This is a genomic window from Microcystis ichthyoblabe FBCC-A1114 (assembly GCF_050500245.1).
Classification (GTDB): domain Bacteria; phylum Cyanobacteriota; class Cyanobacteriia; order Cyanobacteriales; family Microcystaceae; genus Microcystis; species Microcystis ichthyoblabe_A.
On sequence record NZ_CP191408.1, the window covers coordinates 3381355 to 3406123 of the forward strand.

Genomic DNA, 24769 nt, shown 5'->3' on the forward strand with positions numbered 1-24769 from the left:
ACGGATTTTTTCAAAAAACCCGTTTCCTGAAATCGAATTCAAAATAGGAAATAGCGCTGGGCCATAGGTAAAACCGTAGCGGGTTCACAGATTAATAATTCCCCGTCAGCACGCACCTCGTAGGTTTCGGGATTAACTTCCATGCGCGGTAAAGCGTCATTTAGCTTCATACTAGCCTTACTGATATTGCGCGTATTCGACACTGCCACGGCGGTTTTTTTCAGCTTTAACTTCTCAGGGATGCCCGCTTTCATAGCATATTTAGAAACAAATGTCAAGGAAGTTTTGGCGATCGCACCACCAAAAGAGGCAAACATGGGACGCATATAAACCGGTTGCGGTGTGGGAATACTGGCATTAGCATCGCCCATTTGCGCCCAGGCGATTAAACCGCCTTTCAGGACAATTTCCGGTTTTACGCCAAAAAATGCCGGTTTCCAGAGAACCAAGTCGGCTAATTTGCCCACCTCGATGGAACCGACATAATCGGAGACACCATGGGTAATAGCAGGATTAATCGTATATTTAGCAATATATCGTCTTGCCCGCAGATTATCATTCTCTCCCGTTTCCCCGGTCAGTCTGCCCCGTTGTACCCGCATTTTGTGGGCAGTTTGCCAAGTGCGGATAATTACTTCCCCCACCCGTCCCATAGCTTGAGAATCGGAGGAAATGATGCTAAAAGCCCCTAAATCGTGGAGAATATCCTCGGCAGCAATAGTCTCTCGGCGGATGCGGGATTCAGCAAAGGCCACATCTTCGGGAATACTCCGGTCTAAATGATGACAAACCATCAACATATCAAGGTGTTCCTCTAAGGTATTCGTCGTATAGGGACGGGTGGGGTTAGTAGAGGAGGGTAAAACGTTCATTTCCCCGCAAACCCTGATAATATCGGGAGCATGACCACCGCCGGCCCCTTCCGTGTGGTAGGTGTGAATGACGCGATTTTTAAAAGCGGCGATAGTGGCCTCAACAAAACCGGCCTCATTGAGAGTATCGGTATGAATCGCCACCTGCACATCGTACTTATCGGCCACGCTTAAACAGGTATCAATGGCTGCCGGAGTGGTTCCCCAATCTTCATGGAGTTTTAAGCCAATTACCCCCGCTTTTACCTGTTCCGCTAGTCCTTCCGGCTGACTGCTATTGCCTTTACCCAAAAAACCCAAATTCATCGGGAAAGCTTCGGCGGCCTCTAGCATTCGATAGATGTTCCATTCTCCCGGGGTGCAGGTGGTGGCATTAGTTCCCGTTGCAGGTCCGGTCCCGCCACCAATCATCGTGGTAATCCCCGACGCAATCGCTGTCTCAATTTGTTGGGGACAGATAAAATGAATATGGGCATCAATCCCCCCTGCCGTCAAAATCATCCCCTCCCCGGCTAATGCCTCGGTAGCAGGACCGATAATAATATCGACATTATCTTGAATGTGGGGATTGCCGGCTTTACCGATTTTATAAATTTTGCCGTCTTTAATGCCCACATCGGCCTTAACGATGCCCCACCAGTCGAGAATTAAGGCATTAGTAATCACTAGATCTACCGCCCCATCTTCCCTAGAAATGGGGGATTGGCCCATCCCATCGCGAATTACTTTACCGCCGCCGAATTTTACCTCATCGCCGTAGGTGGTGAAATCTTTTTCGACTTCGATAAATAATTCCGTGTCTGCCAGGCGAACTTTATCTCCGACGGTGGGGCCGTAGGTTTCAGCATAGGTGCGGCGATCGATGCGATAATTCATAGGGGGAATTCTTGAAAATCGAGATTGATTATACGATCGATTTTCCGGCAATCATCGCTTTTTGGGGATTTTTTTCCATTTTTAATCTGGCTCATTTTCCAGGATTTCTTTGGCTTTCAGTAAAGCTTGGTGATGTTCTTCGGTGACGGTGGGATATCGTAAACCGAGGGATTCGAGGGTGTGATAAATAACTGCCCCCACAGCTAAACGGGTAAACCATTTGGGTTCTTCTCGACTTTGTGTGATAATTTTTGTCTATAGAATCATGAAGTGTTTACCGGAAAGACTTTTGGGACTATTTTGCTGAAGAAACTATCAGTATAGACCCCGTTTTTTATAATTGAGATATAGCGTTTCCTAAGCTAGTGAGGTACATCTATTTTTCTTCCCTTTTGCCTTTGGGGACTTGCGCTTTGATAATGTACCATTTAGGGCTGGTCTTATTCTTCTACAGAGCGATTTTCTGGCTGGGATATTATTCCCACGCAAGTCCCTTGGCCTCTTGCCTTTTGCCTAAAACCCATAACTTTTGTACCTCAGCAGACTGAAAAACGCTATAGTTTGTGCCGCTTAAATAAAGAGGTTTGGGTTTTAGACTTGGCGTTCAACGAGGATGCCTGTTCTACTCGTCAGGATTTTGCCCCTGCCCGCTCCCTGGTGGTGCTTGACATAAATTCCGCAATAGTGTTATAATAGGGGACTGGCTTAAGCCAAAGACAGCAGGTGCGAAACAGCTTAAATACCCTGCCGAGGTCAAAGCGAGAAAACAGCAGCCAAAAAGACTAAAGAGAGATTTTTTCTGTCTTGGTCGTGCCTGAACTGATTCTCTCCACTCAACCCCGGCGCTACAAGGGGTTATTTTTGTGCCTGTGGAACCGGTCCCCCGCATACAGGAGGTGAACAAGGGATGGGGAGAAGCAGAGAAAGCAAGGGAGTAATTCTAGAAGAATTAAAAACCTCCCTGAGCGAAGCTCAATTAACGATGGTCATCGACTATCAAGGTTTAACCGTCGCTGAAATCAGCAATCTACGCCGCAAATTGCGCCCCACGGGAACGATTTGTAAAGTCACCAAAAATACTTTGATGGGCTTGGCGATCGCTGAAGATAGTGGCTGGGAACCGATGAAAAGCCTTTTATCGGGAACATCCGCCTTTCTGCTCGTAAAAGAGGACATCGGTGGAGCTTTCAAGGCCTATCAAGAGTTCAAAAAAGAAAGCAAAAAAACCGAATTGCGCGGCGGTGTCCTCAAAGAAGGGACAAAAGGTCAACTGTTGACAGAAGATCAGATCAAAGCGATCGCTGATTTACCGTCGAAAGAACAGTTAATCGCTCAGGCCGCTGGAGCAATCAACGCCATTGCCACCAAACTGGCCCGCAGCATCAACGAAGTTCCCGCATCTTTGGCCCGTGCCGTCGATGCCGTAGCCCGTCAAGAAGAAAAAGAAGCGGCTTAATACCGCGCCAATCAATCACTTACAAACAATTAGGAGTCTAACCCATGTCTGCTGTAGCTGAAATCTTAGAAAAACTCAAAACTCTTACCCTCTTAGAAGCTGCGGAATTAGTCAAAGGTATCGAAGAAACCTTCGGAGTTAGTGCCGCCGCTCCAACTGGTGGCATAATTATGGCTGCCCCCGGGGCTGCTCCTGCGGCTGCTGCTGAAGCGGTGGAAGAACAAACCGAATTTAACGTCGTTCTCGAAGAAGTTCCCGCCGACAAGAAAATTGCTATCCTTAAGGTGGTACGCGAATTGACCGGTTTGGGACTCAAAGAAGCGAAAGACCTAGTAGAAGCCGCTCCCAAAGCGGTTAAAGAAGGCACTAACAAAGATGATGCCGCCGCCATCAAGAAAAAACTGGAAGATGCTGGGGCAAAAGTTAGCGTTAAATAGATTGCCACTGATTCTGGGGATGTAGATTACATCCCCAGACAAGCTGAAAAGCTCATTTCCTGATACTATAGGATTGTTATAGCAGTCTTGTAGGATGTCTAACCATGGAAAGCGTCGCTTACATTTTAGTTTTAACTATGGCTTTGTCGGTAATTTTCTTCGCCATTGCCTTCCGGGAACCTCCCCGGATTCAAAAGTAAATTTCTTAACTCCGTTTAGGTTAATAATTTTCTTCCCTGAGCCGCCCGCTTGTCAAAAGCAGGTTAGCGGCTCTGGTTTTCGTATTTAAAGGCTTAAATTAAAGGTTCCCCTCACCGAGCGCCTCCTATGCAATGCCCTAATTGTCAGCATACCGATAGTCGCGTTTTAGAGTCCCGTTCCTCCGAAAACGGTCAGAGCATTCGTCGTCGTCGTGAATGCTTACAGTGTAAATATCGGTTCACCACCTACGAGCGCATCGAATTCGTGCCGATCACGGTGATTAAAAAAGATGGTAAACGGGAATCTTTTGATCGCTGCAAACTGCTGCGAGGGATCGTTCGCGCTTGCGAAAAAACCGGCATTCCTCACTCAAGATTAGAGGCGATCGTCAATGATATCGAATCCCGTCTGCAGCAAGACTCAAAACGGGAGGTAACAAGTCAGGAGATCGGTCAATTAGTCCTAGAATATCTCCGGCAAGAATCGGAGGTGGCCTATGTGCGCTTTGCTTCGGTTTACGGCAATTTTCAGGGAATTAGAGACTTTATCGCCGCTTTAGCGCTGCTGCAATCCTCCGAAATCGAACGCGCCTATCCTTCTTGGTCTCCAGTGGAAGAAGCCAGCGTGATCACCTCGTCTTAAATAGTTCCCGATTCAGTTATAATTAGGATCCCTTGTGCTATTTCAAGCCCAAGCTCTGGTTAGATTCTTAAAAGTCATTCTTGAGGCGGATTGCCTGCAAGAAAGCCGGATGCGGCAGTTCATCCCCTAGGCCCTACCTAGAAACTAAATTAGGAGGCATCTCCTTGATTTAGAAACTGTACATCACATAGGAGGAAAAACCTACGGAAATTCCGAGGCCCAAACAACGTACATGACCACCCAAAAAACTGCAAACAAAAACATAGGCTTTACCCATGAAGATTTTGCCGCCCTTCTAGACAAATACGATTATCATTTCAGTCCGGGAGATGTTGTCGCCGGGACTGTTTTCAGCATGGAACCCCGGGGAGCGCTCATCGATATCGGTGCTAAAACCGCCGCTTTTATCCCCGTGCAGGAGATGTCGATCAACCGCGTCGATAATCCCGAAGAAGTTTTACAACCCAACGAAACCAGGGAATTTTTCATTCTTACCGACGAGAATGAAGATGGACAGCTAACCCTGTCGATCCGTCGCATCGAATATATGCGCGCTTGGGAACGGGTGCGTCAATTGCAAAAAGAAGATGCTACCGTGCGATCGAATGTTTTCGCCACTAACCGTGGTGGAGCATTAGTCAGAATTGAAGGTCTCCGTGGCTTTATCCCCGGTTCTCACATTAGCACCAGAGAGGCGAAAGAGGATTTAGTCGGTCAGGAATTGCCCTTAAAGTTTTTAGAAGTGGATGAGGATCGCAACCGTCTGGTTTTAAGTCATCGTCGCGCTTTAGTGGAACGCAAGATGAACGGTTTAGCCGTGGGACAGGTGGTAATCGGTTCCGTGCGCGGAATTAAGCCCTACGGTGCTTTCATCGATATTGGTGGAGTCAGTGGTTTACTGCATATTTCCGAAATCTCTCACGATCACATTGACACCCCCCACACGGTTTTCAATGTCAATGATGAGTTAAAAGTGATGATTATCGATCTCGATGCTGAAAGAGGTCGCATTTCCCTCTCGACTAAACAATTAGAACCAGAACCGGGAGATATGCTCAAAAATCGCCCGTTAGTGTTTGAAAAAGCGGAAGAAATGGCGATTAAATACCGAGAAAAACGTCTAGCGGAAGCGGAAGGCCGGACCGTCTCGGAAGTAGTGGAAGAAATCGAAGTTCCCCCCGCCTTGGAGGAGGAAGATTTAGTTCTCGCCGCTACCGAAGAGTAGGTCAGTTATCAGTTATCAGTGATCAGTGATCAGATTTGAGTTTTAAGTGGACAGTGTTTATTCTCCAAAACCAGCACGGCTGGCAAATCCTGTGATTCCAGTCATCTCCTCACTACTATTGGCATCAAGGAAACGATCCAAGTGATCAAAAGTGGTTCCGTAGGTAATAGTTTTAGCGTCGTATCCTTTCAGACTGACGGTATGTGGCTCGAAAGCTTGGTGGAGATAGGGTAAACCGATGAGATGACTGTAGGTAGTGGCTCCGATGGCTAAATCCCTACCTATTTCTTTAGTGGCCGACTCTAAACGAAAAGCGGCGTTGACTGTATCCCCGATCGCTGTATAATCTGGATGTTCACCGCTGCCAGTATTGCCGACCATGGCATAACCAGTATTCACCGCCGCACCGATGCGTAATTTAAAGGGTAAGGGATATTGTGCGCTTAAGGCGCGAGTCATGTTATGTAGTTGTATAATTGCTTGGAAAATTTGCAGGATATCGTCTTGATTGACTTCCTGTTGGCCGTGAAACCAGATGGCCATGATCGCATCACCAATATATTTATCTACCCAACTGCCAGAACTGCGGACAATACCCCCGGCATGGCGAAACCAACTGCCAATCAGAGAAGAAAGCACTTTTTCGTCTAATTGCCTAGTTAAAGCCGTAAAATTCCGCATATCCACCACCATCACCGATGTTAAGCGCCGTTCATGGACGGAGGAGGTAGGGGTGTCCCATTCTAAATTGCGCGGTTGCTTGCCTACATTGGTGGGAGTAGCACGATAGAACTGCACCTCGGTTTTGCCAAAGGTGATCTGATCTGTGTTATGGATAGTCACGGGAATAGCTACCCTTCTGCCATTGACAAAAGTTCCATTGAGACTACCGAGATCGATCAGATAAAAATCTCCTGTTTCCGTGGATTGTAAAATAGCGTGATTGCGAGAGATACAGTGATCCTTAATCACGATATCGTTATCTTTGCCCCGTCCGATTGTCCAGTAAGATCTCCCCACGAGAGGGAAAAAACGCTGTCCCTTATCGGTATGGAGTAGTAAATAGGGATTTTCTCTTGGCAGTATATCCACAGGTACATGAGCGGCAATAGATAGACAGTCGCAACTACACATTATATAGCATATAGCAAGATTCCGCACATTTTCATCTATCTAAGTAAATAGATGGAAACGGGAATTAGCTAGGAAAACCCTTAAGCCAGAGAAGCGGTAATCCAAAATAAACCATCGACTAAAATTGTACTCAATACGGCTCCGCTAAATGCCCACCAATGACATACCCTTTTTTGCAAAGGATAAATACCGATCGCTAAGAGCAAGTTGAGCAGCACGATCGCCCAACTGATGCCCCAGGGGGTCTCAATTTGGGCCAAGGCGTTATGAAATATCGGCGATACTAGGTTGGGGTCTAGTTCCACGGTCATTAATTGTCGCCAGTAGGGAATTAGTCCCGTTAGATAGAAATATACATCGGTGATGGCAGTCCCTAACAAAGAACCCAGATAGAAAAGATTGCCCACTTTGCCGCGACCTTTGTATAGTCCCCAGAGAACAAAGGGCAGCCCGATCGCTTCCATGGGAATATGGATCAACGGTTCCCAACGCCACCAACCCCAGTAGAGAGAACCTGCTAACCAACTCCAACTAAAGCCCAAAAGTAAATCCCCCCAAAGACTGATTTTTTCTTGTTTGAGCAGCCAAACCCCTAACCCCACCCAAAAAAAGGTTAAACCTAGGCTAACTTCGGGATAGTAGCGCACTAGGGGCGCTTGCATGAACACGGGGACCGAGACCAGAAATGCTGCCGTCCAAAAGACGGATTGACATTTTTCCCAGTTGGGGACTAGGGGTTTCAGGCGATCGGGATTGCTGGGAACTAGGGTAGAGTTGAGCAAAGGATTTCAGAATTGTTACGAAACTTTACTTATATTAAGATACATCATTCTCTCTACACTATATCCCCTCTAGAAGATTTTGATAAAGTGAACTACTCTCAAGGTCGTTGAGAGCTTCCTATTTCACGGGGGATTGCCTCAAGACGGACTTTACACCCAGCTTTTGGTTTTACATCCCCTCTATGGGCAGTATCGCGCTTTTCCTAACGACAATACCCTTCGACGTAGCTCAGGGCAAGCTTCGGCTGGCTCTTTTGGTTTTTGTGTGTTAATTTTTGTTATGAATTAAAGCAAGCAAACAGCTTAATTGGTAAATTCATAACTTATTCTTTTAATAAGCTTTATTTTGGTATTCATTCCCTCAATTAATCCGTCGGTTGTATGATTTTCAAAGTAATTACAAATACCAGGCAAATGCTTCTGGATCATACTGGCACTACTTTGATATAATATCCCGCCTATTCTTATCCATTTTTCCAATTTTCTCTCAGCACCTCTGAACGTTCTACAACTTTGATAAATTTGTCTAATTTCTTCTTTCATTTCCCAGGCTATTCCCAAGCATGAATGTTCTTTCAGGATAACTTCTAGTTGTTGTTTTTGCTCGTGCTTTAAGTCCTCTTTATTCTTCCATAATAAATGAGGTAATCCTTTTTCATGCACCCCCATTAACTTTCTCAATTTATTAAGCTCGTCATTGATGATAGCCATTACATGAAAACGATCATAGATGATTTTAGCATTGGGAAATAATTCCTTGCTCACTGCTGTAAATCCTGACCACATATCGACGCTCACTTCTTTCACCTTCTCCCGAACTGTTTCTGGCTGTGCTTTTAAGGATTCCCAATTCATCTTGCTTATGTCCTTTAATCACATCTAGTAAAATTTTCTTGTCCAGATCTACGACCGTTGTTATGAAATCTTTATGTCCTTTTAAGTTACTAAATTCATCTAAGCTTATTCGTTCTGGTGCTTCCCACTCTTCCTTTTCTAGTTCTTTAGCACAGTGATTAAATATTAACTGAACTTCTGACCATCCTAACCCTTCTTCTCGACTTATTTCTTCGATACTACAATTTTTTACTCTCTCATAAATCATCGATTCATAGCGAATTGTCTGATGCTGTCTTAATCTCATAAAACATAGTCTTTCGCTGATATACTTTTGGCACTTTTGACAATGAAACTGGCGGCGTGGTACTTCCAAATATACTCGATTGCCTAATATTGACAAATCTCTGACTAGATTATACTCTGTCTGATTGATTCTGTCCAAGGTTTGATGGCAATTCGGGCATTCAATTGTTTCATTTAAAAGAGCGAGCTTTAGGAAAATTGTTTGAGTAATTTTTTGATAATTGACCACTGTTACATTTGGTAAATCGAGGAGTTGATCAAAATTTATCCACATAACTCACCTCCTGTTCTGTGTTACTATTATACCATGCTCACACAGAACCTAGAAAGGCCAATGCGTCTTAGTCTAGAATTGTGATAGAACAGATAGTAATCCCCTAAACCCTTGACAATAAGCAGCTGAACAATGGTATTAAGCTCCTTGCCCGTTCACGAATCATTTAGAATTGCTGTAGCTACTCAATTAAAGTAGTATTTGCCTGAAAGAGGGCAAAAAATCTAGAAAATCTACATAACTAAACCCAAAATCTAGGACAGAAATATGGAAACTCTGACGTTTAGTCAACCAATGCAGTTAACTGCATTACCCACCCAAGATGAACTTCCCTGCGATGATGGAGTACCCATGGAAACTCAAAGGCATAAATGGCAGATGGATCTGTTAATAGACAGTATATCCCCTTGGCTAGACCGACGAGAAGATGGTTATGCCAGTGGCAATATGTTTGTCTATTTCAGTACAGCACAACTGAAAAATCAAGACTTCAAAGGACCTGATTTTTTTGCCGTCTTAGGTGTACCAAAAGGGGAGCGAAAAAGTTGGGTTACTTGGGAGGAGGGAAAAGCCCCCGATGTAGTGATTGAACTCCTCTCGGAAAGTACCACTCAAATAGACAAAACTGAGAAAAAACAGATTTATCAAGATAAGTTACGAGTGCCTGAATATTTCTGGTACGATCCTTTTAATCCTGAAGATTTTGCCGAATTTGTCTTAGTTGATGGCCTATATGAACCGCGGCAACCCAACGAGAAAGGATGGCTAATCAGTGGTCGTTTGGGATTAGCTTTAGTTCGTTGGCAGGGAGAATATAGAGGGGTAACAACCGTCTGGATTCGCTGGGCGACTTTAGATGGAATGTTGTTGCCAACCCCGCGAGAGTTGGCTGAGGAAGCACAACAGAAAGCTGAGGCAGCACAACAGCAAGCTGAGGCAGCACAACAGCAAGCTGAGGCAGCACAACAGCAAGCTGAGGCAGCACAACAGCAAGCTGAGGCAGCACAACAGCAAGCTGAGGCAGCCGAAGAAAAAGCCGAACGATTGGCGGCTAAACTCAGGGAATTGGGGATTAATCCTGAAAGTCTCTGACTTCGTCTGGGTGGATTTTGGTAGTCCCACTAGCCTAGAGTTGACAATTTGGTCAGGCTGGGTTATGATGCTGCGAGTTAAAAGTAAATCCGTCTATGACTGACTTCCAACTGACCACTCCTGTGGCCTTCCTGATTTTTAATCGACCAGACACGACGGCGAGGGTGTTTGAAGCCATTCGTCAGGCGAAACCACCTAAGTTATTAGTGGTTGCCGATGGTCCGCGTCCTGATAGACTACAATAGTTTATGGACTACACCATTTAAGCCGAGGAGAGATTGTCAAGATGTTAGGATTTACCGAGATTGATGTTAGACAGATAGCGAAAACTCTAATATACAATAGAGTCTCCAGAAAGTTTTACGATACTTTTGATAAGCTAATGAGAACTCATATTTCCCCTGATATTCATAATTGGATAATCGATGTTCACAATAATCAGTATACTTTTGATCCTGAGTTAATAGGGATAGTACATATCCCGAAAACAGGAGGAACCTATTTAAGATATATATTAGAAAAGTCTAACTATTCGGCTAATTTTATTGGTATGGGTAAACATTTACCCATATCTATAAAATGTCCGCCTGAAAGATTTAAATATGTTGTTTTTTTGAGAAATCCTATAAATAGATGTTTTTCTTATTTTCAAATGTGCCAAAGAAATTCCAACATTCCCTGGCATAAATATTCAAAAGATATGCCAGATTTTTTCAAAAATTGCCGGGAGGTGCGAAATATGGCTTGCAGGTATATTTCTGGAAGGATGAAAGAAGTCGATTCGAGTTCTTTTGCCAAAGCTGTTGAAAATTTAAACAAAATGTATTTTGTTGGTTTATTTGAAGATTTTGAGTCCTCAGCCTTGGTGTTTTTAGATAAAATAAATTTAGACAATTCAAACAATGCCGCGCCACCATGCCAGACAAAAATAAAAGTTCCTCATTTGAATCAATATGATTATAAATGCAATGATATCATGCCCGAATCTACATATCATTTGATAGCCGAATATAATAAATATGATATTCTTTTGTATAATTATTGTATAAAAGAATATTTTCCAGAAAAAAGTAACTTTTTGATTAAAAATAACTAAGAGGATAGTACAGTAATGGATTATTTCCAATTAACAACTCCTGTCGCCTTCCTAATTTTCAATCGACCAGACACGACGGCGAGGGTATTTGAAGCTATCCGTCAGGCGAAACCGCCTAAGTTATTAGTAGTTGCTGACGGTCCGCTTACTGATAGACCAGATGATGTTGAAAAGTGTAAGTCTGCTCGTGCTATTATTGATGGAGTTGATTGGGATTGTGAGGTATTGACGAATTATTCTGATTTAAATTTAGGTTGTAAGAATCGGGTGTCGAGTGGTTTAGATTGGGTTTTCCATACAGTTGAAGAAGCAATTATTCTTGAAGATGACTGCTTGCCACATCCTAGTTTTTTTCGCTTTTGCCAAGACTTGCTTGATTATTATAGAAATGATAAACGAATTATGGCTATTTCGGGGGATAATTTTCAGTTTGGCAGAAAGCGCACGGAGTACAGTTACTATTTCTCTCGCTATAATCATATCTGGGGTTGGGCAACTTGGAGGAGAGCGTGGCAATATTATGATGTTAAAATGAAGCTATGGCAAGAAATTCGTGATGGTAACTGGCTTGAGTTTATTTTAGGAGAAACTCAGGCTGTCAAATACTGGACGAAGATTTTTCAAACTGCTTATGATAATCAAGTTGATACTTGGGATTATCCATGGACGTTTGCCTGTTGGATTCAGAATAGTCTAACAATCCTTCCCAATGTAAATTTAGTTAGTAATATTGGTTTTGGTGAAGATGCCACTCATACAATTGGTAGTAAAAGTAGAGTGGCAAGTCTTCCTGTTAAAGAAATGAATTTTCCGTTAAAACATCCTCCATTTTTGCTGCGTCATGTTGAGGCAGATGATTTTATTCAAAGAAATGATTATAATCTAAGTCTATTTACCAGATTGAATAATAGATTGAAGCGAATTATAACAAAAGCAAAGTAATTCTAACGGAAAATACCTATCATGAGTAATAATAAATGTCCAATTTGTCAATCAGGCAGAGAAAAAATTTTTAGAGCCAAACTTTTACAAAAATATGAAGTTGATTACTTTTTCTGCCAAAATTGTGGTTTCCTGCAAACTGAAAAACCCTACTGGTTAGAAGAAGCCTATCAAAATGCCATAGCATCTACAGATACAGGATTAGTAGTGAGAAATATTACTATATCAAAAAAATTAACTTGTATTTTGTATTATTTATTTGAAAAAAATGGCAAATATTTAGACATAGCAGGTGGCTATGGACTATTAACAAGGTTGATGAGAGATGTAGGGTTTGATTTTTACTGGTCAGATCTATACTGTCAAAATATATTCGCAAATTATTTTGAAGCTAGTAATACAAACAATGCTTTTTCGGCAGTTACTGCATTTGAAGTTCTTGAACACCTGTATGATCCTGTAGAATTTATATCCAAATCGCTTGAAAGTACAGAATGCAAAACTTTGATCTTTTCAACTCAGCTTTTTGATGGGCTTCCCCCAGCACCAAATGATTGGTGGTACTATGCCCATGAAACAGGTCAGCACATATCTTTTTTTCAGCATAAGACTCTCGATTTCTTAGCAAAACAAATGTCCTTAAATTTTTATTCTACTAGCAATTATGGTTTGCATATCCTTACTGACCAAACGATTAATAATCGATTATTCAAAATTTTATCTGGAAGGCTTTCTAAGTTGTTATATGCATATATTAGTAAACGAATGAAAAGCAAATTATTTTCAGATAGAGATATTATTTTAAAACAAATTTCAACAAAATAGATCACATAACTACAGACAAATTAATGTCATGAAAATTGTCTACGATCATCAAGTTTTTACCTTCCAAAAATATGGGGGAGTTTCTCGGTATTTTTACGAGTTATCCACACGAATGGCAAACTTCGACGATTGTGAAGTAAAAATTCTGGCGGGTTTATATATAAATGAATATTTAAAGCATTGTCCTCCTAATTTGGTTAATGGATGGAAAAGACCATCAATACCTAAAACAACTAGGATTGTAGATTTTATCAACGCTCTAATATCTAAAGTCTGGATAAAATCTGATACTCCTGATATTCTTCATGAAACATACTACACTTTTAATAGCATTGCCGCCAATTCATCTAAAACTAAAAAAGTAATTACAGTATATGATATGATTGATGAAAAATTCGCTGATTCTGCACCTAAATCTGCTAACTTATTCCTAGGGAGAAAAAAAGACTTTTCCTCTATTAAATTACAAGCAATTAAGAGGGCAGATCATGTTATATGTATTTCTAACAGTACTAAGGAAGATATGATAAATATTTTTGATATAGATGCTGAAAAAATAGCGGTGGTCTATCTTGGTTACTCTCTAATTTCTGCGCCTTCAGTAACTTCTAAATTATATAAGCAAAATTCTTATCATCCTTATATTCTCTATGTTGGACAGCGGGGATGGTACAAAAACTTTTCTCGATTAGTTAAAGCCTATGCCAGCCATTCTAGTCTTAATAGTAACTTCAATTTGTTATGCGCGGGAGGTCAGAAATTTTCTCAAGATGAACTTAATTTAATTGACGGTTTAGGACTAAGTGAAGATAAAGTTCTACATATTAATGGCAACGATCAAACTTTGGCAAAATTATACAGTCAAGCATCTGCCTTTGTCTATCCTTCTCTCTACGAAGGATTTGGCATACCAATCCTAGAAGCTATGTCATTTGGCTGTCCCGTTGTCTGTAGCAACACAAGTTCATTTCCAGAAGTGGCTGGTAATGCAGCCGAATTTTTCGATCCCTATGATATGGAGAGTATTGCTAATGCGCTAGAAAAAGTATTATTTGATTCAGATTTAACAAAAAAGCTTGTAGAATTAGGAAAGGCAAGGGTAAAGAGTTTTTCTTGGGAAAAATGTGCAGAACAAACCCACTCAATCTACGCCTCACTACTTTAGCTTGATCGAGAAAGTTGCTAAAATATGCTAAGCTATTACGATCAAGAATTATTATAACTTTTATTTATAAATAGCCAGAGTTTGTATAGACTTTTCTGATAGCAGTTTTCTTATCCACTCATCACTAGCAGCAATCTTACGACCACATATACGGTTAATTAACTATCTGTCATGATCAAAAAAACGATTAAGAAACTCTCCAGAAGTTTAGGAATTGATCTAAAAAGATACAATATCCAAACATCCGAAGCGGCGAAAATGCAGCGCTTGTTGGCCTATCACAATATTGACTTAGTATTCGATGTTGGCTCTAATATTGGGCAATATGCTAAATTACTGCGAGAATTAGGCTATTCGGGGAGGATAGTTTCCTTTGAACCACTGTCAAGTGCTTACTCTCAGTTAAAAGCTGTTAGTGAAAAAGACCCTCTGTGGGAAATTGCTCCCCAAGCTGCCATCGGCAACCAAGAAGGTGAAATTATCATCAATATTGCTGGTAATAGTTATAGTAGTTCAGCTTTGCCAATGCTGGATGCTCACTTAGAATCTGCACCGGAATCAGCTTACTCTGGCTCAGAAACAGTAAAATTGAGCAGGCTAGATACCATTGCCAAGGACTATATCAAAAGCGAAACTAAATCCATTTTCCTCAAAATAGACGTGCAAGGATTGGAAAAACAAGTGCTAGAAGGAGCAACCGCAATTTTGCCTTTGGTTAAAGGTATTAAGCTTGAATTATCTTTAGTCCCTCTCTACGAAAGTCAAGTCCTGTTTAAAGAAATGATTCATATCGTAGAAAAATTAGGTTACGAACTGTACGGTATTGAACCAGGGTTTACTGCCGAAAAAACTGGGAGGATGTTGCAGATGGATGGCATTTTCTTTAAACCAGATTAAAAATTTCATCTGGTAAAACATGAGTAAAGTTATTTGTTGATGTCCTTTCTCAAATAGTGCTACACTGTGTACACAATACATTGAGAAAATTGGGGTGCGAGAATTTCGGAGCGAACTCCCTAAATACATATACGCTGAGACTCCCGTTGAGGTACTACGTCACGGCCATACTGTTGGGTTCTATTTCCCTGTTAAACAGCAGGGGGAAATATGGTGGCATAAATTAGAGTTAGTGGTCTTCGGTGCCTCTGAACCAGTGAATCCGCCTGATTTCGGCTTAAAAACCCATTATTTAGGCAGATTAAATGATGATATTTCCCTAGCTTTAGTCTATGCCGCCGCCGATATTTTTGTCGCTCCCTCAATTGAGGATAATCTTCCCAATACAGTCATGGAAGCTCTCGCTTGTGCCACTCCATCTGTTGCCTTTAAAATTGGTGGAATGCCTGATATGATCGAACATCAAGAGAATGGTTATCTGGCTCACCCCTTCGAGGTGGAAGACTTAGCAAGCGGAATTAATTGGGTATTAGAAGATACAGAAAGGTATAACCAATTGTGCATTCGGGCAAGGCAAAAAGTGGAGCAAGAATTTACTCTTGAGATTCAAGCATCTAAGTATTTAAAGCTGTACAATGAAATATTGTAATATAAGCAACCTCGAAAAATTGCCTCTCTTTTCAATAACAGAAGCCTAAAAGCGCCTATAGCGTTTCCTGTTCGCAAGAGGTATATTATCGATGTTGAAAACCCTAATTAGCAAAGGTTTAACTGTGCCACACAGGTGTGAGAACCGCTATATATCACGACACTACCCCTAGTGGTCTCCTGACTTTTCAAACATCCTTTAAGAAAAACATGGGACAATTAAAATTATTTCTATTCGGGCAAGCTTCTTAACTAGAAAGACTTTTAGTCTTGAGATAATATTAGGTCGAGGTCTAATGACTCTCAAGATAAAACAGTCAGCATATTAGAGCAAATCTCTCAAAGCGACTCTAGAGTTAAAATTATCATTAACGCTAGGAATTTTGGCTTTGTTCGTTCTAGCTATTACGGACTTTTACAAGGAACTGGGGATGCGTTTATTTTAGTCTTCGCCGACTTTCAATATCCCCCCGAACTAATCGTCAATTTTTTGGAGAAATGGGAGGAAGGCTATCAAGTTGTTAAAGGAATTAAAGACAAAAGTACAAATGTGAAGACAAAAGAAGGAATTTATCCAGAAATGAGAGAGTTAGGTTTAAGTCCAGGAACTAAACTATTTTTGAAGGATGTCAATATTACAAAAGAGCAGGGATTTGGACAGTTTAACTTAGCGGGTAAGTGGAAAAAAACCTATGGGGGTTTTCAAACAAAAGAACCTTAATATATTCTGACAAATTTTGGGGATTTAGAGACGGCAATAATTGCCGATCAAAAAAGATTTGATATTGAGGAGATGTTCCGAGATTTTAAGTCGGGATGCTATAGCTTAGAAGGTTCTCAATTAGCACCGCAATACCTATCAAAGCTGATAATTGTTATAGCTATCGCCTATACAAGTGCCACACTACAAGGTAAAAAAATTAAGGATATGGGAATCCAAAAATATGTCACAAGACCCGAAAAAAGATATAAAGGTCAACGCAGACACAGCAGTTTTTATGTGGGTCAACATCTCTATCATTGGCTCCAGCTACATCAAATGTTCCTAAAAAATATAGAAGAGCTAATGCAAATTAGCCGCTATCGGTTGAAGGATTGCATCAAAGGACAAAGAGCAATATCGCTTGCCCTATCTACCTTCTAGCTCGCTTGTCCCCCTCTCAGGAGTTTTATGAGATTAAGACAGCATCATACAATCCGCTATGAATCGATGATTTATGAGAGAGTAAAAAATTGTAGTATCGAAGAAATAAGTCGAGAAGAAGGGTTAGGATGGTCAGAAGTTCAGTTAATATTTAATCACTGTGCTAAAGAACTAGAAAAGGAAGAGTGGGAAGCACCAGAACGAATAAGCTTAGATGAATTTAGTAACTTAAAAGGACATAAAGATTTCATAACAACGGTCGTAGATCTGGACAAGAAAATTTTACTAGATGTGATTAAAGGACATAAGCAAGATGAATTGGGAATCCTTAAAAGCACAGCCAGAAACAGTTCGGGAGAAGGTGAAAGAAGTGAGCGTCGATATGTGGTCAGGATTTACAGCAGTGAGCAAGGAATTATTTCCCAATGCTAAAATCATCTATGATCGTTTTCATGTAATGGCTATCATCAATGACGAGCTTAATAAATTGAGAAAGTTAATGGGGGTGCATGAAAAAGGATTACCTCATTTATTATGGAAGAATAAAGAGGACTTAAAGCACGAGCAAAAACAACAACTAGAAGTTATCCTGAAAGAACATTCATGCTTGGGAATAGTCTGGGAAATTAAAGAAGAAATTAGACAAATTTATCAAAGTAGTAGAACGTTCAGAGGTGCTGAGAGAAAATTGGAAAAGCGAAATATTATATCAAAGTAGTGCCAGCATGATCCAGAAGCATTTGCCTGGTATTTGTAATTACTTTGAAAATCATACAACCGACGGATTAATTGAGGGAATGAATACCAAAATAAAGCTTATTAAAAGAATAAGTTATGAATTTACCAATTAAGCTGTTTGCTTGCTTTAATTCATAACAAAAATTAATACAGGAAAACCAGGAGAGCCCGCAATTTAAATTACGAACAGCTTACTGCTGAACTCCCAATACTCACCACCAGAGGAGCCGATCCTTTAACAAATACAAAGAGACGATACCCCCTCAAAACCAGTTGATAGGATTATGGTAGTGACCGAAATCAACTTTTAAGAATCTATAATGGGCTTTATTGTCCATTATTATCTAATATAACGGCTTTAAAGCCTGTTATATGCACTTTTCCTCGGTATTATCATGGCCTATCCTCTCTACGTCGCTTTTATTTGGCATCAACACCAACCCCTCTACAAATCCTGTCAAACTAGCACCGATGCTTCGGGACAATATCGCTTACCCTGGGTGCGACTGCATGGAGTGAAAGATTATCTCGATTTAATCTTAATTCTAGAACGTTTTCCCAAATTACACCAAACTGTCAACCTTGTCCCCTCTTTAATCCTGCAATTAGAGGATTACGTCAACGGACTAGCTATAGACCCCTATCTTGCCCTCACCGTCACCCCAGAAGCGCAGTTAACCCTGGCACAAAAACACTTTATCCTCGAACACTTTTTCGATGCTAACCATCGTACCCTGATCGATCCGCACCCCCGTTACGCCCAATTATACGCACAGCGTCAAGAAAACGGTCATAGTTGGTGTATTAGCCATTGGCATCTCCAAGATTATAGCGATCTCTTGGCTTGGCATAACCTCGCTTGGATCGATCCTATCTTTCACAGTGACCCAGAAATCGCTGCTTGGTTAGAACAGGGAAAAAACTTCACTTTAAGCGATCGCCAGCGAATTATCTCCAAACAGCGTCAAATTCTGCGTCGTATCTTGCCGCAACACCGGTTAATGCAGGAAACCGGACAACTAGAAATCATTACCAGTCCCTACACCCATCCGATTTTACCCCTGCTGGCCAACTCGGAAGCCGGCCGGGTAGCGGTGCCGAATATGACCCTTCCTCGCCAATATTTCCACTATCCTGAAGATATTTGCCGCCATCTCCGGAAAGCTTGGCAAATCTATATCGATCGCTTTGATAAACAACCTCGAGGACTTTGGCCCTCGGAACAATCCGTTAGTCCCGCAATTCTCCCCGCTGTCGCTAAACAGGGTTTTCAGTGGTTATGTTCCGATGAGGGGGTGTTAGGTTGGTCTCTGGGACATTACTTTCATCGCGACGAAAAAGGCAATATTAGCGAACCAGAATTGCTTTATAGTCCCTACCTTCTGGAAACTAGCAACGGCAATTTATCGATGGTTTTCCGCGATCATCGTCTCTCGGATCTGATCGGATTTAGCTATAGTGGCATGAAAGCGCAAGAGGCCGCTACAGACTTAGTTAAACACCTAGAAGCGATCGCCGAACAACTGAAAACCAACGCAGAAACCACGACGCTAGAAAAACCCTGGTTAGTTACCATTGCGCTAGATGGCGAAAACTGTTGGGAAAACTATCATCAAGACGGTTTACCCTTCCTAGAGAATCTTTATCAACTTTTAAGCGACCACCAAGCGATCGAATTAGTCACCGTCTCGGAATATCTCGATCGCTTTCCGGCTAATGCAAAAATCCCTGTCAATCAACTTCATAGTGGCTCTTGGATCGATGCCAGTTTTACCACTTGGATCGGCGATCCCGCTAAAAATAAAGCTTGGGAATATCTAATTTTAGCCCGTCAAACCCTCGCTAATCACCCGGAAGCGACGGAAGATAATAACCCCGATGCGTGGGAAGCATTGTATGCAGCGGAAGGTTCCGATTGGTTTTGGTGGTTTGGTTATGGCCATTCCTCCAATCATGACGCAATTTTTGACCAACTTTTCCGCGAACACCTAATCGCTCTTTATCAAGCTTTAAATGAGCCAATTCCCTCCTATTTGCTCGAACCGGTGGAAGAACACGGGGATAAACAAAGTAATCGTCCGCTGGCTTTCATTCACCCCATTATCGACGGTTTTGGGGACGAACAGGATTGGGATAAAGCTGGACGGATCGAAATTGGCGGCGCCAGTGGTACAATGCACCGGACTTCCTTAGTACAAAGGCTCTTTTTCGGTTGGGATCACCTCAATTTTTATCTGCGTTTCGATTGGAAACCGGGGGCAGAATTAGGCAAAGATATCCCGCCTGAAGTACATTTATATTGGTATTATGATGAAGTGCATCGTCTGCAAAGTCCAATTCCCTTAGCAGATATTCCCCCTCGATCGCCCCTCGATTACGGTTATCATCATCATCTAGGAGTTAATTTAATCACGGAATTTACTTGGTTAGAAGTCGCTCAAGAATATTTTACTTGGCAACGAGTTCCTAGTAGTGCCAAAGCTTCTTTTAATCAATGTTTGGAGATTGCTGTCCCCTGGGAAGGATTACACATTGAACCCGATGCTCGTCTCCATTTAATCGCAGTTTTAGCTAATCAAGGTCAATACTATGATTTCCTCCCCGTTGAAGAATTAATCTTCCTGCAAAGACCTTAAATCAGTGATCAGTGATCAGTAATCAGTAATCAGTTTTTTAGTTATCAGCTATCAGCTAGAATCATTTATTAGTAAGTGATCAGTAATAGTAGAAAGATATGTTTTAGCTTTAACTAATCAGATAGATGGCTCTCTTAGGTTTGGTGGCTAAAATGTATTCTAAGATACAGTCTTGGGGCAGTGAGTGGAACGAACCACAGAGACACAAAGGACACAAAGATCGATCACTAATATATAAGTTAAACTTATCACACAAAGAATAAGAGAGCCTCAATTTTTCCATTAATGCCCAATTTGCTCAAGAAGCGCAGGAGAAATTAAACGCTATCCTTGGGGAAATGGATGCGGATCACTGACAAATTCATCACATCTGTGCAGCGGTAAATTAGCTAGATATTCCCATGATCTAGCTTTTTCAGGGCGCTAAGAGCATGAAGACGGACGATTGCTTCCCCATCGGCTGCTAAAGTCAGCAAAATACTTTTATTATCCCGCTCTAATTCTCCTAAAGCGATCGCTAGAGACTGTTTAACTCCCGTATCAGTGAAGAGCGCCGGACGGGAGTGATAAAAATTACTGAGAATTTCCCCTGCTTGTTGGCGTAATTTCTGGCAGGTTTGCCGGCCGAGAATAGCGATAATTTCCCGACAAATTAGGACATTTTCGCTATATAAAGCCTTTTCTAGATAATTTAAAGCTTCTCTATCCTCGATCCAGCCCAATGCTCGCACTACAGTTAATTTTAAACTATCGGGAGTTAAGGAAGATTGCAGCAGTGGATTTAAAGCTTTAGCTGAGGTTGCTGTGCCGATACGACCGAGAGCGATCGCCGTTTCTTGACAGATCTCGAGGTGGACATCGAATAACAGCGGTTGCAGATGGTTAAGTAAATCTGCTTGGGGATAATTCGTCCCTAGGTAACTACTAGCTTTAATTGCTTCCCGTCGCACCTCGATGGCCGGATCCTGTAAAGCATCGAGGATAATCGCAGTAATCTGGGGATGGTGAAAACTGCTTAAAGCTTCGATCGCCATGGACCGAATGGCGCTAGATTGATCCTTAACTACAGTTAAAAGCGGTTCGATAATTTCCGGCCGGCGAATTTGTGATAAAGCTTGTACGGCTAAAAAACGGGTATTAGAGTCGGACAGTAATTGTCCTAAACTAGAGATGGCAGAACTGCCGATATTAGCTAAAGCAGCCGCAGCCATTTGGCTGAGTTCCTCCTCCTCCGATCTTTGCAATAATTGACTGAGAGCGAGAATACAGGCTCGATCGTCAAATTGACTGAGAATTCTCGCCAGAAACCAGCGCATTTCCCCATCTTGTTCCTCGGATTCTAACAGGGCAATTAGAGGAGCGATCGCCGATTGACCGATTTGAGGAAATAGTTTCGCTATCTCCCATCGCTGTTGAAAATCGCATTTTTGTAAAGCTTCTAGGGCTAAATCGAGGATTTCATCGTTAATAATCGGTTCAATCGCATCTTTTTGGTTTAAAAGTCGCTGTATGCTGGCGTTTACTGTCTCCCAGTCCTTTTTATTCAACGCTATCTGAGCTTTTTCTAGCAGAGCTTGCATCGTGAGAAATGGCCTCGATTTTCGTGCTACCTATCTCAAGAATGTCAGACTTTCTCGCTTTTGTCCTCTCTCATAATGCAAGAAACCGATAATAAATCTCCAAATTGTGCATCAGACATCAGTATAGGGGGCATCAGCGATCGCACAGTAGGGACGACTATAACAAAGGGGTGTTTCCAAGTCGTGTTGTTCCAAAAATTCCCGATTACTTAAAATCCTAGCGGTTTCTCCCTCAGCTACCACCTGACCACGACTTAACACCACCGTGCGATCGCATAGTTCTAAAGCCAGATCGAGATCGTGGGTGGCGATCACTTGGGTTTGGGGTAAAGTGGCCAACAGTTGTATTAATTGCCGACGGGACCGGGGTTCCAGTTGGGCGCTAGGTTCATCAAAAACTAAGACCTCCGGTAACATGGCTAAAACCCCTGCAATTGCCACGCGTTTTTTTTCACCCCCCGATAGATTCTGACTGTTTCTCTTACCGTAATGCTGGGAATCCAATCCCACCGCGTGTAAAGCATGATGACAGCGATGGTTTAAATCCTCTCCCCGAATTCCCTGATTCATCGGGCCAAAAGTCACATCTTCCCAGACAGTGGGCATAAATAGCTGATCGTCGGGGTTTTGGAAGACTAAACCGACAAAATTGCGGATATTTTCTAAATTCTCCGGTTTAACTTGGTACGGACCGACGGTGATTCTACCGGTTTGCGGCGGGAGAATACCGTTAAAATGCAGTAATAAGGTGGATTTTCCCGATCCATTGGCCCCTACCAAAGCCACCTTTTCCGTAGCTTCAATGGCTAAATTAATACCTTTTAACGCTTCTGTACCGTCAGGATAGGTATAAACTAGGTTTTCAATAAAAATCGGGTTGTGGTGCATGAAAAACGAGACTTTTACCTGAGTAGATGTACCATTTGACCCCAGAGGATCAGAATTACTATGGCAATTATAGCGAGATAATCTTTCAGCTTACTTTGGGGAACCTGTACAGAAGGCAAGGAACCAGTGTAACCCCTCGATAACATGGCTTGATAAATGCGATCGCCACGTTCGTAGGTGCGGATAAATAAAGCGCCGATCATGTGTCCCACTAGCAACCGTTGCCATCGGGGACTACTCATTAAATTGCGCGCAATTGCTGCCCTTCGCATGGAATTAAATTCAGTGATCAAAACAGCTAGATAACGATACATAGAAGCTAAAATTGCCACCAATAAAGGGGGAGTTTTCAGGGTAACTAAGGCTTGTAACAGGTCGGGAATTGCTGTGGTTAAAACCAGAATATTGACCGTACAAAGACAGAGAAAAGCTTTAAAGGCCACACTGCCTAAAACCAGCAATCCCTCGCTAGTTATCCGCAAAAATCCCCAAGACCAAAGAATTTCCCCGCCATCACGAAAAAGAGTTCCCAATAAAACCACACCGATAAAGACAAATTCGATCGCTACTCTTCGTAAAAGTACGCTAATAGTCACCCGACTGATCAGAATTAAAATAATTAATCCTAATCCGTAAATCCCCCAAGTTTCCCAGCTACCATTCGGGGTTAAGGCTGTGGCAAAAACTAACAAAAGAGTCACTAAAACCCGGGTATGGGGCGCAAGTTTCTGCCAAAAACCGCAATTTTGGCACTCATTTTCGCGAGAAAAAGTAGCAATATGTAGCATTTATTCAGTTATCAGTTATCAGTGATTTAGGTATTTAGGGATTTAGGGAAATTTCAGCCAAATGCCGCACTCCCGACTCCTGATTCCTTACTCCTGATTTTGGGATTTTGGAATGACTAATTTACCGATACCCCAAGCGATGCCGAAAGTGGCAAGAGTTCCCAGAAAACCGGCGAGGGGAGTGGCCACACCTTCGGGAACACCTTTGAGGGCATAACCATCAAAAATTCGGGCGGAGGGTAATTGATTACCGAGGGCGTTAGGGTCTTCTTTTTGGCTAAATTGTAAGTCTTCCGCCACTCGATCGAGTCCGTCGGGATCGGGACTGGCAAAGGGAGAAAGAAAAACGGCAACAATTAGGGAGCATACCAGACCAATCAGAAAAAATTGGCTATTTTTGCGAATATTCATCGAATTAATTGCTTTATTGACGAGAAGCTTAGGAAGGGGAAACAGAAGTATTAACGGAATGGGGCGGATCGTAGAGGAGATCGGGACGAGTTCGCCAGATATAACCGACAGCGAAAACGGTAATCACCGCTTCCCCGATACCGATGAGGATATGCCAAGATAACATGGCCACAAGGGCGACTAAAGGCGGTACAGTCCCCGATAAAGCCAATTGCAGGGCGCAAGCCAACGCAGCCACCACCACACTTGTCCAAGCAGCGACGGCAACAGCGATCGCCATACTGCGCCAACGATGAAAACCGAAGGCTTTTCTAATCCCCAGATAGAGATAATAACCGCCAAACGTCCCGATCAGACCCATATTGACGATATTAGCCCCTAAAACCGTTAAACCACCATCTTGAAAAAATAAAGCTTGCACGATAAAAACCACCGCCATCACCAGAGAACCCGCCCAGGGACCGAGTAAAACCCCCGCGAGAGTCCCCCCTAACAAATGTCCGGAGGTTCCCCCCGGAATGGGAAAATTAATCATCTGGGCGGCAAAAATAAAGGCGGCACAAACTCCCATCAAAGGTACAGCCCGTTCAGCGTAGTGACCGCGCACTTTTTTGAGAGAAAAGCCAATCAGGACAACGGCAATTATCCAAGTAAATAGACTCACCGATGGACTCAAAAAGCCGTCGGGTATATGGAGGGCGAGATAAGGGGTCAGGAGAGGGTGAAACAAACCAACCCCTAGAAAATTAACAGACATTAAAATTCAGTCTCCTTGGCAATTTGGGTTAAAGATTTCCATAGAATTGCGTCGCTAGGACGGAAAAGTCCTCTCTTCTAGTAGATAACTAACCGCTTCATTTTACAATGCCCTCTCTGGGGA

The 24769-nt window shown here is 42.3% G+C and carries 21 protein-coding genes, 6 pseudogenes and 1 other annotated feature; of the genes and pseudogenes, 17 read left to right on the plus strand and 10 right to left on the minus strand.

The genetic code is table 11. The annotated features are described in order from the left end of the window. Window positions 1-38: 38 nt before the first annotated feature. Together ureC and ACQY1Y_RS16375 are read right to left on the minus strand one after the other, a co-directional pair. Window positions 39-1748 (minus strand): urease subunit alpha, encoded by a 1710-nt coding sequence (gene ureC / locus ACQY1Y_RS16370; protein WP_002735350.1) that lies wholly within the window; start codon window positions 1746-1748, stop codon window positions 39-41. A gap of 81 nt (window positions 1749-1829) precedes the next feature. After that, window positions 1830-1970: pseudogene (locus tag ACQY1Y_RS16375) on the minus strand (polyphosphate kinase 2 family protein); the annotation flags it as partial. Window positions 1971-2440: 470 nt separating this feature from the next. Then, window positions 2441-2557: a sequence feature (ribosomal protein L10 leader region), on the plus strand. A 98-nt stretch (window positions 2558-2655) separates the two neighbouring features. Between ACQY1Y_RS16375 and rplJ the strand changes: the two are divergent. The 5 genes from rplJ to ACQY1Y_RS16400 all read left to right on the plus strand — a co-directional run bounded on the left by rplJ (window position 2656) and on the right by ACQY1Y_RS16400 (window position 5709). Continuing rightward, window positions 2656-3204, plus strand: coding sequence for a 50S ribosomal protein L10 (rplJ, locus tag ACQY1Y_RS16380; RefSeq protein ID WP_002737633.1), 549 nt, complete (start codon window positions 2656-2658; stop codon window positions 3202-3204). Between the two features lie 44 nt (window positions 3205-3248). After that, window positions 3249-3641: a 50S ribosomal protein L7/L12 gene (gene rplL, locus ACQY1Y_RS16385; protein ID WP_002736522.1), complete on the plus strand. Its 393-nt coding sequence runs from the start codon at window positions 3249-3251 to the stop codon at window positions 3639-3641. A gap of 104 nt (window positions 3642-3745) precedes the next feature. Beyond that, on the plus strand, window positions 3746-3841 hold the full coding sequence (locus ACQY1Y_RS16390) for a photosystem II reaction center protein T (RefSeq protein ID WP_012267019.1): 96 nt from the start codon (window positions 3746-3748) through the stop codon (window positions 3839-3841). A 127-nt stretch (window positions 3842-3968) separates the two neighbouring features. Continuing rightward, entirely contained in the window at window positions 3969-4484 is a 516-nt protein-coding gene (nrdR, locus tag ACQY1Y_RS16395) for a transcriptional regulator NrdR (RefSeq protein ID WP_002737459.1), read from the plus strand. Window positions 4485-4716: 232 nt separating this feature from the next. After that, window positions 4717-5709 carry a 30S ribosomal protein S1 gene (locus tag ACQY1Y_RS16400; RefSeq protein ID WP_002737013.1) on the plus strand — a complete coding sequence of 331 codons (993 nt, stop codon included), beginning with the start codon at window positions 4717-4719 and terminating at the stop codon, window positions 5707-5709. Between the two features lie 57 nt (window positions 5710-5766). Here ACQY1Y_RS16400 and ACQY1Y_RS16405 read toward each other — a convergent pair whose 3' ends face one another. From ACQY1Y_RS16405 to ACQY1Y_RS16415, 3 genes and pseudogenes are all read right to left on the minus strand, one after another. After that, window positions 5767-6801 (minus strand): FHA domain-containing protein, encoded by a 1035-nt coding sequence (locus ACQY1Y_RS16405; protein WP_419894489.1) that lies wholly within the window; start codon window positions 6799-6801, stop codon window positions 5767-5769. Window positions 6802-6923: 122 nt separating this feature from the next. Beyond that, window positions 6924-7625: a DUF3120 domain-containing protein gene (locus ACQY1Y_RS16410; protein ID WP_002736983.1), complete on the minus strand. Its 702-nt coding sequence runs from the start codon at window positions 7623-7625 to the stop codon at window positions 6924-6926. Between the two features lie 278 nt (window positions 7626-7903). Next, window positions 7904-9039 (minus strand): annotated as a pseudogene (locus tag ACQY1Y_RS16415) (ISL3 family transposase). Between the two features lie 267 nt (window positions 9040-9306). Between ACQY1Y_RS16415 and ACQY1Y_RS16420 the strand changes: the two are divergent. The 12 genes and pseudogenes from ACQY1Y_RS16420 (at window position 9307) to ACQY1Y_RS16475 (ending at window position 20222) form a co-directional block, all read left to right on the plus strand. Next, complete coding sequence (locus ACQY1Y_RS16420) at window positions 9307-10131, plus strand: Uma2 family endonuclease (RefSeq protein WP_430013153.1); 825 nt, start codon at window positions 9307-9309, stop codon at window positions 10129-10131. Window positions 10132-10226: 95 nt separating this feature from the next. After that, a pseudogene (locus tag ACQY1Y_RS16425) lies at window positions 10227-10367 on the plus strand (glycosyltransferase family 2 protein); the annotation flags it as partial. A 50-nt stretch (window positions 10368-10417) separates the two neighbouring features. Further along, window positions 10418-11227: a hypothetical protein gene (locus ACQY1Y_RS16430; RefSeq protein WP_430013154.1), complete on the plus strand. Its 810-nt coding sequence runs from the start codon at window positions 10418-10420 to the stop codon at window positions 11225-11227. Between the two features lie 15 nt (window positions 11228-11242). Next, window positions 11243-12169 (plus strand): glycosyltransferase family 2 protein, encoded by a 927-nt coding sequence (locus tag ACQY1Y_RS16435; RefSeq protein WP_430013155.1) that lies wholly within the window; start codon window positions 11243-11245, stop codon window positions 12167-12169. A gap of 21 nt (window positions 12170-12190) precedes the next feature. Further along, a complete protein-coding gene (locus tag ACQY1Y_RS16440; protein WP_430013156.1) occupies window positions 12191-12994 on the plus strand; it encodes a class I SAM-dependent methyltransferase in 804 nt (267 codons plus the stop codon). A 28-nt stretch (window positions 12995-13022) separates the two neighbouring features. Continuing rightward, entirely contained in the window at window positions 13023-14159 is a 1137-nt protein-coding gene (locus ACQY1Y_RS16445; RefSeq protein WP_430013157.1) for a glycosyltransferase family 4 protein, read from the plus strand. Window positions 14160-14330: 171 nt separating this feature from the next. Further along, window positions 14331-15056, plus strand: a complete 726-nt coding sequence (locus ACQY1Y_RS16450) for an FkbM family methyltransferase (protein WP_430013158.1) — start codon at window positions 14331-14333, stop codon at window positions 15054-15056. 199 nt (window positions 15057-15255) lie between these two features. Beyond that, window positions 15256-15705: pseudogene (locus ACQY1Y_RS16455) on the plus strand (glycosyltransferase); the annotation flags it as partial. Between the two features lie 294 nt (window positions 15706-15999). Then, window positions 16000-16275 (plus strand): annotated as a pseudogene (locus ACQY1Y_RS16460) (glycosyltransferase); the annotation flags it as partial. A 222-nt stretch (window positions 16276-16497) separates the two neighbouring features. Beyond that, entirely contained in the window at window positions 16498-16848 is a 351-nt protein-coding gene (locus tag ACQY1Y_RS16465) for a hypothetical protein (protein ID WP_430013159.1), read from the plus strand. A 21-nt stretch (window positions 16849-16869) separates the two neighbouring features. After that, window positions 16870-17724 (plus strand): annotated as a pseudogene (locus ACQY1Y_RS16470) (ISL3 family transposase); the annotation flags it as partial. 257 nt (window positions 17725-17981) lie between these two features. Continuing rightward, window positions 17982-20222 carry a glycoside hydrolase gene (locus ACQY1Y_RS16475; RefSeq protein ID WP_430013160.1) on the plus strand — a complete coding sequence of 747 codons (2241 nt, stop codon included), beginning with the start codon at window positions 17982-17984 and terminating at the stop codon, window positions 20220-20222. Window positions 20223-20611: 389 nt separating this feature from the next. On the opposite strand, the gene ACQY1Y_RS16480 is transcribed toward ACQY1Y_RS16475, so the two are convergent. The 5 genes from ACQY1Y_RS16480 to ACQY1Y_RS16500 form a co-directional block, all read right to left on the minus strand. Next, on the minus strand, window positions 20612-21802 hold the full coding sequence (locus ACQY1Y_RS16480) for a HEAT repeat domain-containing protein (protein WP_430013161.1): 1191 nt from the start codon (window positions 21800-21802) through the stop codon (window positions 20612-20614). A 111-nt stretch (window positions 21803-21913) separates the two neighbouring features. Further along, entirely contained in the window at window positions 21914-22690 is a 777-nt protein-coding gene (locus ACQY1Y_RS16485) for an energy-coupling factor ABC transporter ATP-binding protein (protein ID WP_430013162.1), read from the minus strand. 14 nt (window positions 22691-22704) lie between these two features. Continuing rightward, the gene (cbiQ, locus tag ACQY1Y_RS16490) at window positions 22705-23478 is read right to left on the minus strand and encodes a cobalt ECF transporter T component CbiQ (RefSeq protein WP_430013163.1); all 774 of its coding nucleotides are present in this window, start codon (window positions 23476-23478) and stop codon (window positions 22705-22707) included. A gap of 87 nt (window positions 23479-23565) precedes the next feature. Continuing rightward, on the minus strand, window positions 23566-23889 hold the full coding sequence (locus ACQY1Y_RS16495) for a PDGLE domain-containing protein (protein ID WP_430013164.1): 324 nt from the start codon (window positions 23887-23889) through the stop codon (window positions 23566-23568). Window positions 23890-23917: 28 nt separating this feature from the next. Continuing rightward, complete coding sequence (locus tag ACQY1Y_RS16500) at window positions 23918-24646, minus strand: energy-coupling factor ABC transporter permease (RefSeq protein ID WP_002755902.1); 729 nt, start codon at window positions 24644-24646, stop codon at window positions 23918-23920. Window positions 24647-24769 lie beyond the last annotated feature (123 nt).

Excerpts from the sequence above, each read along its gene's own strand:
- ureC (WP_002735350.1), bottom strand. The coding sequence starts at position 1,748 with ATGAATTATCGCATCGATCGCCGCACCTATGCTGAAACCTACGGCCCC.
- rplJ (WP_002737633.1), top strand. The coding sequence starts at position 2,656 with ATGGGGAGAAGCAGAGAAAGCAAGGGAGTAATTCTAGAAGAATTAAAA.
- rplL (WP_002736522.1), top strand. The coding sequence starts at position 3,249 with ATGTCTGCTGTAGCTGAAATCTTAGAAAAACTCAAAACTCTTACCCTC.
- ACQY1Y_RS16390 (WP_012267019.1), top strand. The coding sequence starts at position 3,746 with ATGGAAAGCGTCGCTTACATTTTAGTTTTAACTATGGCTTTGTCGGTA.
- nrdR (WP_002737459.1), top strand. The coding sequence starts at position 3,969 with ATGCAATGCCCTAATTGTCAGCATACCGATAGTCGCGTTTTAGAGTCC.
- ACQY1Y_RS16400 (WP_002737013.1), top strand. The coding sequence starts at position 4,717 with ATGACCACCCAAAAAACTGCAAACAAAAACATAGGCTTTACCCATGAA.
- ACQY1Y_RS16420 (WP_430013153.1), top strand. The coding sequence starts at position 9,307 with ATGGAAACTCTGACGTTTAGTCAACCAATGCAGTTAACTGCATTACCC.
- ACQY1Y_RS16430 (WP_430013154.1), top strand. The coding sequence starts at position 10,418 with ATGTTAGGATTTACCGAGATTGATGTTAGACAGATAGCGAAAACTCTA.
- ACQY1Y_RS16435 (WP_430013155.1), top strand. The coding sequence starts at position 11,243 with ATGGATTATTTCCAATTAACAACTCCTGTCGCCTTCCTAATTTTCAAT.
- ACQY1Y_RS16440 (WP_430013156.1), top strand. The coding sequence starts at position 12,191 with ATGAGTAATAATAAATGTCCAATTTGTCAATCAGGCAGAGAAAAAATT.
- ACQY1Y_RS16445 (WP_430013157.1), top strand. The coding sequence starts at position 13,023 with ATGAAAATTGTCTACGATCATCAAGTTTTTACCTTCCAAAAATATGGG.
- ACQY1Y_RS16450 (WP_430013158.1), top strand. The coding sequence starts at position 14,331 with ATGATCAAAAAAACGATTAAGAAACTCTCCAGAAGTTTAGGAATTGAT.
- ACQY1Y_RS16465 (WP_430013159.1), top strand. The coding sequence starts at position 16,498 with ATGTTCCGAGATTTTAAGTCGGGATGCTATAGCTTAGAAGGTTCTCAA.
- ACQY1Y_RS16475 (WP_430013160.1), top strand. The coding sequence starts at position 17,982 with ATGGCCTATCCTCTCTACGTCGCTTTTATTTGGCATCAACACCAACCC.
- ACQY1Y_RS16480 (WP_430013161.1), bottom strand. The coding sequence starts at position 21,802 with ATGCAAGCTCTGCTAGAAAAAGCTCAGATAGCGTTGAATAAAAAGGAC.
- ACQY1Y_RS16485 (WP_430013162.1), bottom strand. The coding sequence starts at position 22,690 with ATGCACCACAACCCGATTTTTATTGAAAACCTAGTTTATACCTATCCT.
- cbiQ (WP_430013163.1), bottom strand. The coding sequence starts at position 23,478 with ATGCTACATATTGCTACTTTTTCTCGCGAAAATGAGTGCCAAAATTGC.
- ACQY1Y_RS16495 (WP_430013164.1), bottom strand. The coding sequence starts at position 23,889 with ATGAATATTCGCAAAAATAGCCAATTTTTTCTGATTGGTCTGGTATGC.
- ACQY1Y_RS16500 (WP_002755902.1), bottom strand. The coding sequence starts at position 24,646 with ATGTCTGTTAATTTTCTAGGGGTTGGTTTGTTTCACCCTCTCCTGACC.